Genomic DNA, 14,474 nt, shown 5'->3' on the forward strand with positions numbered 1-14,474 from the left:
GATAACGGGGCCATTCTTACTGAAGTTTACTAAACACCAGTGAACTGCAATTTCCCCCAAACCCAAAGGAATTGGACAAAACATGATCAATTTGTTTTTTCTCCAGTACGGTGGTTACCGAAAAAGGCAGGTCCTTCATGGGTGTTTGCAACCGCAGGCTGGGAAATACCAGGCCTTCCTTAATGGACAATACCGCGTATACCGCTTCAATGGCACCGCTTGCCCCCAGGGTATGACCGGTAAAGGATTTGGTAGAGCTCATGGGCGGATAATGTCCCTCGAACAAGGTGGCAATAGCCGTACCTTCTGCAATATCATTATTCTGGGTTCCGGTTCCATGGAGGTTGATATAACTGATGTCTGCCGGAGACAGACCGCTTTTTTTAAGTGCGCCTTTCATCGCCAGCAATGAACCAGTACCTGTAGGAGAAGAAGCCGTTTGATGATAGGCATCATTGGCATTGCACCATCCGCTGAGCGTACAAAACGGCTTTTTACTTAATGTAGCGGCAACCGCCCCAGATACCAATACCACATAACCCGCGCCTTCGCCCAGGTTCAGCCCCCGGCGATTTTCGTCAAAGGGCTGGCAGTATTGCTGATCCAGTATCATTAAGGTATTAAACCCGTTTAAGGTAAACCGCGTCAAGGCATCTGTACCTCCGGCCACCACTACATCCAGCAATCCCTGCCGGATCATCCGTGCTCCCAGGAAAATACTGTTGGCGGAAGAAGAACAGGCCGTGCTGATGGTTGTTACAAAATCCTTTATTCCCAGTGCATCTGCCACTATTTCTGTTACCGCTCCACACTCGTGGTTCACCACCATTTTCAAATCGCCGCTACAGGCATCTTCCAGGAAGCCGGGAAAGAAGTCTTCGGTTTTATCCATACCACCTACGGAATTGGCGGAAATAAAACCGCTGCGCCATTTGGAGCATTCAACACCCGCATCTGCAATGGCCTCCCTGGCAGCAATAGCACTCAGCAGTGCCGTACGGCTGATCGTTTCCGGCAACCCGGCCCTTGCGGCCAGCGCTTCGTTGGACAACGAAACCTCAGCCACCGGCAGCGTATCCTTATGCACCGATTGCAGCCGCTGCATAGCCTGCATGCCGGCTCTTCCGGAAACCAGCGCATCCAGGTTTTCAGTCACATTGTTCCCGATCGCCGAAATAACACCCAGCCCTCCTATATAAACGGTTTGTTCTTTTGACATCAGTTGTTGGATATTAGATAGTAAAAAGTTATTAGTGAAATGTTATTTATCTCTTCGTCATTCACTTCTCACTAATAACTTCTCACTTCCGTTCGTGTTCCAGTATATAATCCGCCATCGTATCTATAGAGCGAAATACGTCCTGGCCTTCTTCTGCATTCTTTAATTTGATATTGTATTCCTGCTGCAGCAATACGATCAGCTCCAGTGCATCGATCGAATCCAGCCCCAATCCTTCTACAAACAGCGGATCATGATCGCCGATATCTTCAGGTTTTTTGTCTTCTAATTTCAACTGCTTAATGATTTGCTCTTTTAAGCGATGTATCAGTTCTTGCTTATTTTCCATAATCTTTATTATAAATATCCCACAGGTTTTCTGTGGTAAAAGGTTGTCCGGTTGCGGAAGGCATTTGCTCCACCAGGAAGATACAGGCATCGGTCTGTTCATCCACTACATCGATCCATCCGCAAATGCATACCTTTAAAAGGTTCCGTTGCATGAGGTCGGTAACATACCAATGCATCCAGCCGGCATCAAAGGTGTCCGAAATAAAAAAAGCATTCTCCCCCTTGAATTTATACCGGATACTGATCTCCCCGATCACGATATTGGGCAGTGTATATACAAACAGCGCCGGGCTGGGATACGCTTTCGACGCTTCCAGGTACTGAACGTCTGCTTCAATGCTGGCATTCCGGTTACTCAGCACCATCCCTGTATCTTCCGACCGGAACTGCTCAAGATCAATGCGCTCTTTTAACAAGGCATCCACAGCAATGGTTCCCGTTTTACTGAGCAGATCCATTTTATAAAAGCGGGGATATGCCACGTCAAGCTCTTCATAGGCGGCGTTTAAAAAAGCGCTTCCTGTTTCAGTGCTTCTGAAAATAACGGACGCATCTTTTATAACGGCCCCTTCCCGTACGATTACTGCCGATGTGATCTGCATACTGGCTTCGCTCAACCCGCTACGCTTTATCTTTAAATCCGTTGTTAATATACTCAATACTGTCCCGGAGCCGGATCGTCTTGGCCAGTTTGTGCAATGCCGTATCATGCTCTTTTACATAAGGATTGTCGGTATCCCAAACATATCCCGCCAGTACGGAACAGATCATTTTCTTAATATCAGGATTCTGATCTTTGGCAAAGAAAATAGTATGAAGGGTGGTGTCGTACCAGCCCATCACATAACTTCTGAAGGTATTTACCCCCTGCATCATTACCTCAGTATATTCTTTATCCCAGTCAACCGCTTCTCCCTTCAGATGACGTACCACCAGCTTTCCGGCAATCTGGCTCGAAACCGTAGCCAGGGTTACCCCGGAGGAAAATACCGGATCCAGAAATTCTGTTACATTACCGGTTAACACAAAACCGTTTCCATAGAACTTTTCTGTAGTGCTGGACCAGGATTGCAGGATCTTTGGCTCCCACAAAAACTCCACTCCTTTCATCCGCTCTGCGATATAAGGTTCGTCTGCAATCACCGCCCGCAGTTGTTCTTCAGGGGTGCCGGTATATTTTTCAAAAAACGCCGGGTCTCCTACAAAGCCTACAGAAGTAACGCCGGTGGCAAACGGAATCACCCATACCCATACATCGGGTTTGTGTACAATTACCGTAATGCGATCCGGTTCATCATCCATCTGGCGGTTTACATCTTTGATGTGTACAAACAACGCTTTGCGCGGGGCCAGGTTAGACGGTTTATCCAACCCGAACAGGCGGGGAATCACACGCCCGTAACCGCTTCCGTCGATGATGAATTTTGCCTCGATCTGTTTTTCCTTTCCATCGTTATCCGTTACTGTTGTAACAGAAGAACCATCTTCATTGAACTGGATGGCCGTAACCGTTGTTTCATATTCAATAGATACCCCCTGTGCTTCCAGACCATCCGCCAGTGCCTGGTCAAAGTCCGCACGGGTTACCTGGTATGCATGATCCCAGCCATCCGTAAACTGATCAGCGAAAGAATAGTCGCAAACCACGCCATTGCGTACGAATTTGGCACCCGTCTTCCGCTGAAAGCCCACCTTTAACACGCTATCCAGCAATCCTGCTTCTTCCAGTGCTTCCATACAACGCGGCAGCAGGCTTTCTCCGATAACAAAGCGTGGAAATTTCATTTTCTCTATCACCTTTACTTTGTATCCTGCTTTATTAACAATGGCTCCGGCCACGGTTCCCGCGGGTCCGGCACCAATTACCAGTACATCTGTTTGTTCCCTTTGCATATTTTTCAATTCTGATTTAAAGTTTCTGTTTTGTGCTGATGGCTGCTCCTTTATAAATCAAAGTTAGCCCTTCTTTTTACATTTCAGCAAGGTGTGGCTGAGCCCGATACCCTGTACCTGCTCCACGATCTCAAAGCCTGCCTTTTCCACGCATTTCTTAAACACCCTGGAGTCATACATCTGGCTGTTGCCATTGGCAATGGCCGTAAAATAAATGGACAATTGCTGAATGCAGAACGCGGAGGTTTCAAACCGCTGATTGTCCCAGAACGCTTCCAGGATATAGATACTTCCATCATCGTTCAGTGCTGCGCCGCACCGTTTCATAATGGAAACGATCTCATCTTCTGAAAAACAATCCAGGAACTGGCTCATCCATACGGCATCATAGCCCACAGGGAAAACAACCGATTCATCCAGTACATTGGCCGGATAAAAATCAACCCGGTTGCCCAGGCCCAACTCCTCGATATTCTTTTTTGCCATGGCCGCCTGCCCCGGCAGATCCACAATGGTGATAGCCACTTCCTTATCGAATTTGGTAGATGCCAATGCCCATTTACCGGTATTGCCGCCGATCTCCAGCAGTTTTTTTATATGGTTCTCCGGCTTATAAATATGTTTTAAAACCGCCGGGAACGCGATATCGGAAAAGAAATGATCATATTCAAACCAGCTTTTTTGTTGCCGGGGAGTCAATTGTGAAAGCCCCTCATAAACGGTGGACCAGTTGCCCAGCTCCGGCAATCCGGCGGGTTTGCCGGTTTCGATGGCTTCCTCAAGATGATACATTCCTTTATAACAGATATCCTGTACAAAATTCATATTTACATTGGTAAGCGGATCGTGCAGGATAAAATAGCCTGTCTTTGTTAATGCAAATTTCTCATCGGAGGTATACTTTACCAGGTGCATCCCCAGGCCGGCTTCCAGCAACACCCGCACGGCATATTCAGAAAGGCCTACTTTTTCACAAATATCGTTTAATGCGATCCCTGCGCTCCGGGCTTCTTCGATTACCGTCAGTATCTGCTTATCTCTTAACACACGTGCTACCTGAAATACGATCGGTCCATGGGCAATGATCTGCGCCATGTGCTTCCCTTCCATCGCTGTATAATGTTCTCCTTTGTAGAAATCTATCATTATTTAAGTTTAAAAAAAATTATTGACGTTGTGCCATCTTATTTCAATCTGGAAGCCGATGCTCCTCAACGCTTTTCCTTCTGAACCACAATTGCCGCATTACAACCTCCAAAACCGGAGGCTGTTTTTAAGAACGCATATACCGGTTTTTTGGTAAGTGTGCTGCAAACATGAATGGGTTCTGCCGTTCCGGGCGTTTCAAATCCCAGGGTTGGAATGATGGTTTGATGGTGCAATGATTCAATACCCATAACCGTTTCCAGCAAACCGGCAGCACCCAGGGTGTGCCCGTAGTATCCTTTCAGACTATTTACGGGAACCGTTTGTAATCCGGCAAGGTTGATGGCCCTGCTCTCCATATCATCATTATAGATGGTAGCTGTTCCATGTGCGGAGATAAAGTCGATGGCTGCAGCAGCAACTTCCGCTTCCTTCATGGCATGATCAATGGCCATAAACAATTCTGCACCCGTTCTGGAAGGTCCGGAGATATGATTGGCATCATTGCTTACGCCGCCTCCGCTTATGATGACGGTGTCTGTTCCTGCCGGGCGCGTAGTGGAAAGCACCATTGAAGCGGCGGCCTCTCCCAGGTTGATCCCATTGCGGTTGGCATCAAACGGTTTGCAAAGCACATCGCTTACTGCATGAAACGATTGAAACCCCGACAGGATAAAACGGGTGATCAGATCTGCACCGGCTACTACAACCGTTTTATATTTACCGGCTTCCAGCATTCGTTTGGCGGTAATAATGGCCAGGGTTCCGGAAATACAGGCATGAGAAACGATCAGCGGAGGATGCTTAAAACCAAAATAGTCCGAAATTTTCCGGGCAGATACCGTTAGTCCTACCTCTTTTTTTAGCTCGCCGGTTACCGGTTGTGTTTCCAGCAAACCGATATTGCCCTTGGTAGTGGAAAGGATCCATGCCGTATCCGGCGCTGCGGGATCTATATCCGCCTGCCGGATCACATCCGCCATGGAAGCTGCCGTGAGCGCTTCAAAAGGAGTGAAGGAGGCGTTGTTTTCGTAAAATGCCGGATCCATCAACGCGGCACAAAACGGCACGGGGCTTTTGGAGGCGTCATTGTGTACGGAAACCGCTGTTCGCCCGGCAGACAGCGCTTCGAAGTTCTCTTTTGCCGTGTTTCCCAGGGGGGAAACAATATTCTGCGCTAAAACGAACACCTTCTTCATGCCCTTTATTTCACAAATTTTTGCTTCCACTCCTGAAAGAACGGAGGATTGTTCAATAAAAGGGTTTGTGTATCCTTATCCAGGAAAACCTGTGTGGTTCTGCCGGTTGCCACGAGGGACCGGTCTGAAGCTTTGTATAAATTAAACCGGAAATTGATCTTGGCCGCTTCACAAGGCTCGTAAATGGTTTCTACCACTACACTGTCGCCGAATTTCAGCGACTTCTTGTAATTGCATTCTGCGTGAACGATCGGCACCACCACATTTTCCTTAAAAAAATCAAGATAACCGATACCATATTTTTTTCCGAAAGCTTCCCGGCCATCTTCAAAATAGCGGATGTAATGACCATGCCAGACAATGCCCAGCGGATCGGCTTCGTTAAAACGGATGAGCACCTCGGTTGTATCTTTAAGTTCCTTCATTATTTCGATTTCCACGCAGCGTATTTACTGCTTTTAATATTGTCGATCACTTTTTTGAACCCGGTGGCCCAGTAGTTCCGGAAGCTAAAACCCATACCTACAGAACCCTCTACGCGCTCCGTTATCAATATCTTTTTTGAACGGATATCGAATAAAGTTACCCAAACCGATAATTCCTTTTTGGGCTTACTCATTCCATCTACTACAAACAAGAGCCCTGTACCTTTTTTATCGCCGGTATTAAATCCCTTTACCAGGGTAGTGATATCACTTTCCTTTAGGTGGTTGTAATCTTCTGAACTGGAAGAAAGCAGTGTTTCGGGGTCCCGCTTCTGGTTTCTCTTAGATACAAAACTGAGGTCGCTGTTGAGTTCATCTTTCCGGAACGCACCGGCAATGTCGTACTTTTTAGACTCATTTACCATCAGATCGTTAATACCATCAAACTGGCGGGCCACAATATCATCGGCCTTTGCAGCAGCGTCACCGATCAGTTTTGCTTTTGTAAAGTCAATGCCGAAATAATAGATCGGCGTTTCTTTGTTGGTCAATACCTCACTGAGGGTTTGGGCCTGGCTGCGCAATCCGGTTACTGCGGTAAATGCAAAAAGCAGCAACAATATTTTGGTGGAGATCTTTTTCATGATTTATGTTTGTTTTTAGTTGTTGAAAAAATTTTATCCGGCAACAAATATGCGCATTTCACAGGAAGCGATCACATCGCCATTTATAGCGATGCTGCCATCCACAATGGTGGCATTGAATACCTGATTTTTAATAAGAACAGACGTTTCCAGTACCTCGCCGATGGCCGGCAACCGGTTTATTTTTAACTGTTGTACAGCCCCGATAAAGCCCACCGGAACCGGTTTGTTTTCCTGTTTACAGCTGTATCCGATACGCGCTGCTGCCGTTTGAGCAATATTTTCTACCAGTCCGGGTTCTTTTAAAAACCCGTCTGCTACCAGGATATTGTCTTCTGTTACTGTAAACTGTGTTGTAGCGCCACTATCATCCGAACGCTCCAGCGTTTGCACCATCACAAAAGGGGGGCGTTGCGGAATATAAGGCAAAATGTCCTTGGCTATACTCATACTCTAATAAACAGTTGGCGTTTTCCAAGGCCAACGCGCTAAAATTACAGAAACTTTGGTTTGCAGCAGGAGTTTTTATCCCGGTTGTTATTTGTACCGGATCAATCGTCATTCGGGGTTCATGGAAAGGGAAACTACTGCCGCCGGGATCGGAAATCCCGCCTGTTTATGACCTGGTTTCATTCCAAAACGGGTAATAATTGTACCATTGATCGGGATAACGCTGTACTTTTTCGGCCATCTGCTGCGCAAAATCGGCCAGGATCGCTTCGGGACCGGCTTTTTCAGGGTGATTGCGGTATACCATTCCCGGAGTAGCAAAAAAATGATAGTGCCGGGATGATTCCTTTAATGCAAATACAAAAGAAACCGGCACCGGCAGTTTTGCCGCAATGGTAAAGGGCCCTGCAGGAAACCGGGCAGGGGCACCAAGAAAAGGAATGGTGAGCGTTTTGTTCCCTTCCAAAAACCGGTCCGCATGCATACAGACCAGTTCGTTATTATTCAGCGCCTCCATGATCTCGTAAATATGGGATATATTATCCCGGATGACGATGATGCGGGCATTGCGCCCGCCGGTAACCCCATCCAGGTATTCCTTTATTTGCCGGTGTTCCCCGTCATACATCACGATGTTGATCCTGGCATTGAGTCTTTTAAGCAGGTGGCCGGCAATTTCCCAGTTACCGATATGGGCGCTCAGCAAGAGCCCCCCCTTTCCGGCAGCCACCATTTCACGGAGGTGTGCTTCGCCATCAAAATCAAAAGAAAAACGGTTCCGGATGCCGCTCATCATTACGATCCGGTCGATGAGTGCCTGCCCAAACCAGTAATAATTCCGGTAGCGGAGCCGGAGGGCTTTTAAACCGGAATACCCTAACCGTTTGTGCAGGTAGTATTTTATGGCCTGGTTGGCCCGGGCACTGCATAAAAAATAATAAAATGCTACAAACCGCAGCAGGAAATAGGCCGGCGCTGTGCCTCCTGCTTTTAAAAGGCCGATAAAAATGCTGTAGCCCAGTTTTGTTCCCCTGGAGCTTCCATCCCAGTTTGCCATTAATCGGATTGAATTTTGCTGCTAAAAAAGCATTTTAAACGAAACAATATCGCAGATAACAATTTCGCTTGTATGATTTAAGTATGCAATTACGTATTTCTTTTTATAAGAAACACATCGATAATTCAGATCGGTCCACCGTTCATACTTACAGGGCTTATGAACTATCCTTTTATCAGCAAGTTTTTCAATAAAGGAGAAAATATCGTTAACAAATTTTTTGGCGGTTTGTGGCAGTCCTTTTGATTCAATAAAATAGGCTATTTCTGCTATAGTAGAAGCTGCGGTCTCTAAAATCCTTACTTCCCTTGTGACCATTTATCAATCAGTTTATATGCCAGTTTTTTCCCTTCCGCCAGTGAAAGTTTTTTTGCAGAAGCCGTTTTTTGAGCAGCCAAAAGCTCCAGCTTCTCAAATTTTTTTTCCTCAATAACAACGAACTTTTTCTTATCGATGACCAGGGTGCCCATAACACGTACTTTTAGTAAAAATACCTTTTTTTGTGCACACTTATAGCACTCAGAAAAGTTTTATTTCCCTGTTAACAGATTGCTGTTCATTCAATAATTAATAAAAATCAGGAGTTAGGCCGCCTCTTTTTTCCGGATCTGCGCGTGTATATAATTATAGAAATCATTGAAGGTTACCAGCGGCAGAAAATCGCCGGGCTGTACCTTAAAATGAAAGTTGCTTTCCAGGGCTACCACCAGATCGATATAATCCAGGCTATCCAGGTCCAATACTTCTTTGAGACTTGCCTCCGGCTTTATCAGGTCCGCATCGGCCTCAAATTCATCTACCAAAAATGCATTGGTTGTATCTATTATTTTCTCCATGCTTAGCATTAGCTCAAATTACCACTTTTTTACAATGAGGGTAGAGTTGGTTCCCCCAAACCCAAATGAATTGGACAAAAATACATCTATATTTTTATTCGTTGTATTTTTTACAATATTTAGGGCTGCAGTATCTGTATCCGGGTTTTCAAAATTGATATTGGGGGCTATAAATCCGTGCTCCATCATGATACTGGAATACACAATTTCGCTGGCTCCTGCCATCCAGCACTCATGGCCGGTCATTGATTTTGTGGAACTTACAGGTGTATTGCATCCCTGGAACACTTCCGCAATGGCCTTGGCCTCGCTGGTATCACCTGCGGGTGTGCTGGTAGCATGGGCATTGATGTAGTCGATCACACCGGGCTCCACCCCTGCATCATTCAGCGCCATCCGCAGCGATTTTGCAGGCCCTGCCACGGTTGGATTGGAGATATGCTCTCCGTTAGAGGAAAATCCATACCCGATCACTTCTGCCAGGATCTTTGCACCTCTTTTTTCAGCAGATTCCAGGCTTTCGAGGATTACCGTAGCCGCACCACCGCTGGGAATAAGGCCGTCGCGGTCTTTATCAAACGGACGGGATGCTTTTTCCGGAGCGTCTTCTCTTACCGAAAAAGCGCCCAGGGCATCAAATGTACCCATCGACAAATGATTGATCTCCTGCGCTCCTCCGGCCACAACACAATCCTGCAAACCCATTTTGATAAGGATATAGGCCAGCCCGATGGCATGCGAACCGCTGGCGCAGGCAGCACTTACCGTTAAATTAATGCCTTTTAACTTAAAGATGGTTGCCAGGTTCATGGTTACCGTAGAATTCAGTGTCTGAAATACGGCAGCCGATCCTACCAGCATGGTATCTTTTTTTTCGCGGATCAGGTCGGTGGATTCGATCACCGCCTTGGCTGAACTGTCGTTTCCATAAAGAATGCCCGGTTCCAAACGCGCCAGGTCTTCTTCGGAAAGACCGGCTTCGCGGAGTGCTTCAATTGTTGCCATATAGGCATATTCTCCTTCTTCCGGAAGCATGATGCGGGAGCGCCGGTCCAGCAGTCCTTTGAGCGAAGGACGCTCTACAAACCCGGTAAGGGCAGACCGGTATCCAAATGCTTTACGAACGGGATCAAATATGATTCCCGACTTTCCCTGGTACAAAGAGTCTTTTACTTCTGCAAGGTTCTTGCCGATGCAGGAATAAATTCCACGGCCTGTTATCACCACTCTGTTCATTCGTGCAAATTTAACAGGAAAACACATTCATGCCGGTCACTAAAAAGGGTTACACCCAAACGGGAGAACCCTTAGTATCATCTCTTATGAACGGTAGGCTATTTTACGGTAAACCCCGCTTCATGATCGCCCCAGGAAAGCGAAACCAGGCCATTGTCGCCAATGGTATAGGTTAATACTTCCGCAAATTTTGCCGGTTTTTTACTTTTTACGGTTACCCGGAGGGCATCATCCCCTTCGCTGTATTCCGTACCCCACTGATCCCATTTTTTACTGAAGATAAAGGTCCAGTCACCGTTTCCGGTTAATACATGCAATCCGTACTTTCCTGCTGGCAAGGGTTTCCCATTAATGGTGGCATCCTTGCTCAGTTCAAAAAGCGTGGTTTTGTTGGCTCCTGCGCGCCATACTTTTCCATCCATCGGTTCTACATCCTTGCCGATGGTACGTCCTTTTACAGATGGCTGACTGTAATTTATGGAAACGGTTACCCCCGATTTGGTCGTTTTTGAAACCGATGCCGGAGGGCTGGCCGGCTTTTTCTTTTCACCGTTCTGGGCCGATACACCGATCACCAGGCAGATCCCTGCTAAAAAAAATAATAGTTTTTTCATATAACCTTTTTTAAAAATTTGCATAAACAAGCCTTCTCTTCGATTCTTTTTCGAAACCGCACGCCTGATCCGGAACCTGGATTTAAGGGCGGCTACCCGGTACTGCATTTCATCAACACTTCAACCCACCCAGGCCGTCTGATAAAGATAACAAAAATCAGGACCATTGTTAAAAAAAAGCAAGCACTTCATTTTTCTTCGTTACCACTTATTCTTTAGCCTGAACGTACCGAAGGTTTAAGCAGATAAAAGGAATAACAGTTATCGATTTTATAATCGATCCGCCCCGCTACATCTGTGGTTTTTGAACCCTGACGCCAGCCGGTTCCTTCTACAAAGATCCGGGCTGACCAGAAGGCCGTTTGTAGTTAATAAATGCCGAAATATTCCGGCAAACCGAATCGTTAGCGCTGTAAAAACGGTCTGTAAATCATCCGTTTAACAAAGTGCCATTCAGGAATTTCAACATTTAGCGACTCTATTCCGAATCAATTATTCAAATGTCCGATTTTGTTAATACTTTCGCATCACTCCGGGAACCTTGAACCCTTGTTCCGGCCCTTTAATAAACATTTTTAAACTCTAAACCATGATGATCAAAGAATCATTCAAACTCGCTGCGGGTTTATGTCTCGGCCTGTGTTTGTATAGTTGTCAAAAAAGCGGAACAGATTCCGATACCTTATCCCAATCATTAACCGCAGCAAGTAAAGCGCAACGACTGGCTGAGGCCGGCTCAAACGAAGACTATGTTCCCGGCCAGCTGCTGGTAAAATTCAAAGACGGAACCCCGGCTAAAAATAAAACGGCCATTTTTACAAAACTAAAAGGCAAACAAAAGGGCAAACTCAATTCAAAAGCCATTCCTGGCTTTGAAGATGAAGGCGACATTGACCTGATCGAAACATCTTCGGATGTGATGGCCGCTATTGATAATGTAAAGGGTGCATCTGAGATCGAATTTATTGAGCCGAACTACATTTACCGTACGGCCGATGTTTCCAACGACCCTTATTTTACCAGCGCCCAGTGGAATATGCAGGCCGGCGGATACGGATGCCAGGCCAGCACCGCCTGGGGCAATCATAAAACAGGTTCCGCAAACGTATATGTGGGTGTAGTTGACCAGGGGTATATGTATGAGCATGAGGATCTGAGGAATAATGCCGGAGTGAACCCCGGTGAAATTCCCGGCAATGGAATTGATGACGATAAGAACGGTTATATTGACGACGTTTATGGCTGGAGCTTTTACGACAACGCCCCCACTATTTACAATGGCAGCGATTTTCATGGCACACATGTGGCCGGAATCATCGGCGCTGAAGGAGGCAATGGCATCGGCGTAGCCGGCGTGGTTTGGAATGTAAAACTGCTTGGTGCAAAATTTATTGAAGGTACCACAGGTAATGCATTTGCGGCAGCACTGGCCATTGATTATTTTATTGCTTTAAAAACAAAACAAAAACTCAATATTGTTGCGCTCTGTTGCTCCTGGGAGGGTAGTGCCAGCTCCAAAAACCTTGAAGCAGCCATTAAAAGAGCCAATAAAGCAGGCATCCTTATTATTGCGGCAGCCGGTAATAGTGCCAGCAATAATGACAAAACAGCCGTGTACCCGGCAAGTTATAAAGGAGACAATATCATTTCTGTTGCGTCTATCAACCGCGCAGGCAATCTTTCCAGCTTCTCAAACTACGGTGCCAATACGGTCGATATTGCCGCCCCGGGAGAAGTGATCATTTCTACCTACCTGAACAATGGCTATGCGGCTATGAGCGGAACTTCTATGGCTGCACCACACGTAGCGGGTGCTGCAGCACTGTATGCCTCAACGCATCCCGGTGCCAGCATGAAAGAAATAAGAACCGCAATTATGAATGCTGCTATTCCCACACCTTCGCTTTCCGGCAAGTGCGTTACCGGCGGCCGGCTGGATATCAGCAGGTTTTAACCGGGACCTTTGCATTTGTGCACGGGGCTGTTTTCTTACCGGGAAAACAGCCTTTTTTTAATAGCTTTCAACAGCCTCCCTATTGAAACATCCCGTATAATTTAAAACCCCGCATAGCCATTGAACAGTATTTAGAATACTGTATATTTGGGATACATTAATGCGTTCCCAACACATTCAATTATGAAAACCATCCTTACTGCTTTTTTGATACTGCTATTGTCGCTTCCTGTAAACGCCCAGCAAAAATGGTATTCCTATTATTTTGATGCCAACCTGTCCCCCACTGACAAAGAGCATGCCCTTGTATATGGTAAGGGTGTAAAACAGGATTCTGTTGTTTGGGTGGATTTTCTTTTGACAGCCAATAATCAAAAAATATTTTCGGCGGCCTACACCGACTCTTCGTTGAGCATATTGCACGGGATCAGTATCGATTACTACAAGAACGGCCGTGTGCAGCAGGTAAAACGCTACGTATATAATGTACAGGAAGGGGTTACCCAAAAATGGGATGAAAAAGGCCGGCAAACCGACTCCATGCTGTATGCCGGGGGAGTGGTTGTCTTTAAAAAGCAATTCCGGTATTTTAGAGAAAATACCATTCTTAATGAAACCATTACCGACAGCATTCATAATACCCTGCAGTATATCAACTACGACACAACGGGCCGGAAGACCCGGGAATTTGCTTTTTGGGGGAACAAGGGTATTGAGAAGATTTTCCATGCCGACGGCACGGTAACCAATGGCGACAGCCTCTATAGCCGGGAAGACAAAGACGCCAGCTTTCCCGGCGGGTTAAACGCCTGGGCCTCCTATCTTACCCGAACCCTGGATGCCGCTGTGCCGATCCGGAAGGGGGCATTTCCGGGCCAATACCGGGTGATCATCCAGTTCGTCATTGATAAAGAAGGCAATATTTCGGATATCAAAGCCCTTACCAACAACGGATATGGGATGGAAGATGAAGCCATCCGGGTGATCCGGAATTCGGGAAAGTGGATCCCCGCCCAACAATATGGCCGCGCTATTAAAGCATACCGGAAACAACCGATCATATTTACCATCACTCAACAAATGCCATCCACCCCGGGTAAAAATACCCCCCGGCGGTATCCCAACCAGGAACCTTCAGGATGGTGAGTGCGCGTTAGCCCTTACTTTAAGTTGCTTTTAACGGCTCAGGCAATTGTGCGCGTTAAACTTTTTCCCCTGTTCTTATTCCAATAATCGTATCCGTTTTATTGATTAAAACAATGTTCTATGAAAACGTTAAAAACAGTTATTTGGGGAATGCTGTTTATGCTGTTCCTCTCCGGTTTGGGCTCCTGTATGGTAAGTGCCTATCCGCATGGATACCGGCATCGCGTATGGGTACCCGGCTACTGGTCGCCCGGTTACTACGGCCATCACCACCGGGTGCACGGTCATTATGAATACCGCTAAA

At 46.5% G+C, this 14,474-nt stretch carries 18 protein-coding genes; 3 read left to right on the plus strand and 15 right to left on the minus strand.

The genetic code is table 11. The annotated features are described in order from the left end of the window. Window positions 1-16 precede the first annotated feature (16 nt). The 15 genes from Q1V85_RS20605 to Q1V85_RS20670 form a co-directional block, all read right to left on the minus strand. The gene (locus Q1V85_RS20605) at window positions 17-1,219 is read right to left on the minus strand and encodes a beta-ketoacyl-[acyl-carrier-protein] synthase family protein (protein ID WP_300602579.1); all 1,203 of its coding nucleotides are present in this window, start codon (window positions 1,217-1,219) and stop codon (window positions 17-19) included. Window positions 1,220-1,301: 82 nt separating this feature from the next. After that, window positions 1,302-1,568 (minus strand): phosphopantetheine-binding protein, encoded by a 267-nt coding sequence (locus Q1V85_RS20610; RefSeq protein WP_300602581.1) that lies wholly within the window; start codon window positions 1,566-1,568, stop codon window positions 1,302-1,304. Continuing rightward, the gene (locus tag Q1V85_RS20615) at window positions 1,558-2,187 is read right to left on the minus strand and encodes a hypothetical protein (protein ID WP_300602584.1); all 630 of its coding nucleotides are present in this window, start codon (window positions 2,185-2,187) and stop codon (window positions 1,558-1,560) included. The genes Q1V85_RS20610 and Q1V85_RS20615 overlap by 11 nt, the downstream gene beginning before the upstream one ends. A gap of 4 nt (window positions 2,188-2,191) precedes the next feature. After that, window positions 2,192-3,463 carry an NAD(P)/FAD-dependent oxidoreductase gene (locus Q1V85_RS20620; RefSeq protein WP_300602587.1) on the minus strand — a complete coding sequence of 424 codons (1,272 nt, stop codon included), beginning with the start codon at window positions 3,461-3,463 and terminating at the stop codon, window positions 2,192-2,194. A gap of 63 nt (window positions 3,464-3,526) precedes the next feature. Further along, window positions 3,527-4,609 (minus strand): class I SAM-dependent methyltransferase, encoded by a 1,083-nt coding sequence (locus Q1V85_RS20625; protein ID WP_300602591.1) that lies wholly within the window; start codon window positions 4,607-4,609, stop codon window positions 3,527-3,529. A 65-nt stretch (window positions 4,610-4,674) separates the two neighbouring features. Next, entirely contained in the window at window positions 4,675-5,808 is a 1,134-nt protein-coding gene (locus Q1V85_RS20630) for a beta-ketoacyl synthase N-terminal-like domain-containing protein (RefSeq protein ID WP_300602594.1), read from the minus strand. Window positions 5,809-5,813: 5 nt separating this feature from the next. After that, window positions 5,814-6,233 carry an acyl-CoA thioesterase gene (locus tag Q1V85_RS20635; protein WP_300602597.1) on the minus strand — a complete coding sequence of 140 codons (420 nt, stop codon included), beginning with the start codon at window positions 6,231-6,233 and terminating at the stop codon, window positions 5,814-5,816. After that, complete coding sequence (locus Q1V85_RS20640) at window positions 6,233-6,877, minus strand: hypothetical protein (RefSeq protein WP_300602599.1); 645 nt, start codon at window positions 6,875-6,877, stop codon at window positions 6,233-6,235. Before Q1V85_RS20640 ends, Q1V85_RS20635 begins: the two co-directional genes overlap by 1 nt. 33 nt (window positions 6,878-6,910) lie before the next feature. Further along, window positions 6,911-7,327, minus strand: a complete 417-nt coding sequence (locus Q1V85_RS20645; protein ID WP_300602602.1) for a 3-hydroxyacyl-ACP dehydratase — start codon at window positions 7,325-7,327, stop codon at window positions 6,911-6,913. A 166-nt stretch (window positions 7,328-7,493) separates the two neighbouring features. Further along, window positions 7,494-8,384 (minus strand): lipid A biosynthesis acyltransferase, encoded by an 891-nt coding sequence (locus Q1V85_RS20650; protein ID WP_300602605.1) that lies wholly within the window; start codon window positions 8,382-8,384, stop codon window positions 7,494-7,496. 21 nt (window positions 8,385-8,405) lie between these two features. Next, a complete protein-coding gene (locus Q1V85_RS25245) occupies window positions 8,406-8,702 on the minus strand; it encodes a type II toxin-antitoxin system RelE/ParE family toxin (protein ID WP_366914023.1) in 297 nt (98 codons plus the stop codon). Beyond that, entirely contained in the window at window positions 8,684-8,854 is a 171-nt protein-coding gene (locus Q1V85_RS20655; protein ID WP_300602608.1) for a hypothetical protein, read from the minus strand. Before Q1V85_RS20655 ends, Q1V85_RS25245 begins: the two co-directional genes overlap by 19 nt. Before the next feature lie 114 nt (window positions 8,855-8,968). Beyond that, window positions 8,969-9,220, minus strand: coding sequence for a phosphopantetheine-binding protein (locus Q1V85_RS20660; protein WP_300602611.1), 252 nt, complete (start codon window positions 9,218-9,220; stop codon window positions 8,969-8,971). A gap of 18 nt (window positions 9,221-9,238) precedes the next feature. Further along, complete coding sequence (locus Q1V85_RS20665) at window positions 9,239-10,456, minus strand: beta-ketoacyl-[acyl-carrier-protein] synthase family protein (protein ID WP_300602613.1); 1,218 nt, start codon at window positions 10,454-10,456, stop codon at window positions 9,239-9,241. A gap of 98 nt (window positions 10,457-10,554) precedes the next feature. Then, window positions 10,555-11,070 (minus strand): DUF2911 domain-containing protein, encoded by a 516-nt coding sequence (locus tag Q1V85_RS20670; protein WP_300602616.1) that lies wholly within the window; start codon window positions 11,068-11,070, stop codon window positions 10,555-10,557. Window positions 11,071-11,659: 589 nt separating this feature from the next. On the opposite strand from Q1V85_RS20670, the gene Q1V85_RS20675 reads away from it, so the two are divergent. The 3 genes from Q1V85_RS20675 (at window position 11,660) to Q1V85_RS20685 (ending at window position 14,473) form a co-directional block, all read left to right on the plus strand. Beyond that, window positions 11,660-13,024 carry a S8 family peptidase gene (locus Q1V85_RS20675; RefSeq protein ID WP_300602619.1) on the plus strand — a complete coding sequence of 455 codons (1,365 nt, stop codon included), beginning with the start codon at window positions 11,660-11,662 and terminating at the stop codon, window positions 13,022-13,024. A gap of 183 nt (window positions 13,025-13,207) precedes the next feature. Next, window positions 13,208-14,170, plus strand: a complete 963-nt coding sequence (locus tag Q1V85_RS20680) for an energy transducer TonB (RefSeq protein ID WP_300602621.1) — start codon at window positions 13,208-13,210, stop codon at window positions 14,168-14,170. 120 nt (window positions 14,171-14,290) lie between these two features. Next, window positions 14,291-14,473, plus strand: coding sequence for a hypothetical protein (locus Q1V85_RS20685; RefSeq protein ID WP_300602624.1), 183 nt, complete (start codon window positions 14,291-14,293; stop codon window positions 14,471-14,473). Window position 14,474 lies beyond the last annotated feature (1 nt).

This window comes from Niabella sp., from assembly GCF_030150205.1.
Classification (GTDB): Bacteria; Bacteroidota; Bacteroidia; order Chitinophagales; family Chitinophagaceae; genus Niabella.

Excerpts from the sequence above, each read along its gene's own strand:
- Q1V85_RS20605 (WP_300602579.1), bottom strand. The coding sequence starts at position 1,219 with ATGTCAAAAGAACAAACCGTTTATATAGGAGGGCTGGGTGTTATTTCG.
- Q1V85_RS20610 (WP_300602581.1), bottom strand. The coding sequence starts at position 1,568 with ATGGAAAATAAGCAAGAACTGATACATCGCTTAAAAGAGCAAATCATT.
- Q1V85_RS20620 (WP_300602587.1), bottom strand. The coding sequence starts at position 3,463 with ATGCAAAGGGAACAAACAGATGTACTGGTAATTGGTGCCGGACCCGCG.
- Q1V85_RS20625 (WP_300602591.1), bottom strand. The coding sequence starts at position 4,609 with ATGATAGATTTCTACAAAGGAGAACATTATACAGCGATGGAAGGGAAG.
- Q1V85_RS20630 (WP_300602594.1), bottom strand. The coding sequence starts at position 5,808 with ATGAAGAAGGTGTTCGTTTTAGCGCAGAATATTGTTTCCCCCCTGGGA.
- Q1V85_RS20635 (WP_300602597.1), bottom strand. The coding sequence starts at position 6,233 with ATGAAGGAACTTAAAGATACAACCGAGGTGCTCATCCGTTTTAACGAA.
- Q1V85_RS20640 (WP_300602599.1), bottom strand. The coding sequence starts at position 6,877 with ATGAAAAAGATCTCCACCAAAATATTGTTGCTGCTTTTTGCATTTACC.
- Q1V85_RS20645 (WP_300602602.1), bottom strand. The coding sequence starts at position 7,327 with ATGAGTATAGCCAAGGACATTTTGCCTTATATTCCGCAACGCCCCCCT.
- Q1V85_RS20650 (WP_300602605.1), bottom strand. The coding sequence starts at position 8,384 with ATGGCAAACTGGGATGGAAGCTCCAGGGGAACAAAACTGGGCTACAGC.
- Q1V85_RS25245 (WP_366914023.1), bottom strand. The coding sequence starts at position 8,702 with ATGGTCACAAGGGAAGTAAGGATTTTAGAGACCGCAGCTTCTACTATA.
- Q1V85_RS20655 (WP_300602608.1), bottom strand. The coding sequence starts at position 8,854 with ATGGGCACCCTGGTCATCGATAAGAAAAAGTTCGTTGTTATTGAGGAA.
- Q1V85_RS20660 (WP_300602611.1), bottom strand. The coding sequence starts at position 9,220 with ATGGAGAAAATAATAGATACAACCAATGCATTTTTGGTAGATGAATTT.
- Q1V85_RS20665 (WP_300602613.1), bottom strand. The coding sequence starts at position 10,456 with ATGAACAGAGTGGTGATAACAGGCCGTGGAATTTATTCCTGCATCGGC.
- Q1V85_RS20670 (WP_300602616.1), bottom strand. The coding sequence starts at position 11,070 with ATGAAAAAACTATTATTTTTTTTAGCAGGGATCTGCCTGGTGATCGGT.
- Q1V85_RS20675 (WP_300602619.1), top strand. The coding sequence starts at position 11,660 with ATGATGATCAAAGAATCATTCAAACTCGCTGCGGGTTTATGTCTCGGC.
- Q1V85_RS20680 (WP_300602621.1), top strand. The coding sequence starts at position 13,208 with ATGAAAACCATCCTTACTGCTTTTTTGATACTGCTATTGTCGCTTCCT.
- Q1V85_RS20685 (WP_300602624.1), top strand. The coding sequence starts at position 14,291 with ATGAAAACGTTAAAAACAGTTATTTGGGGAATGCTGTTTATGCTGTTC.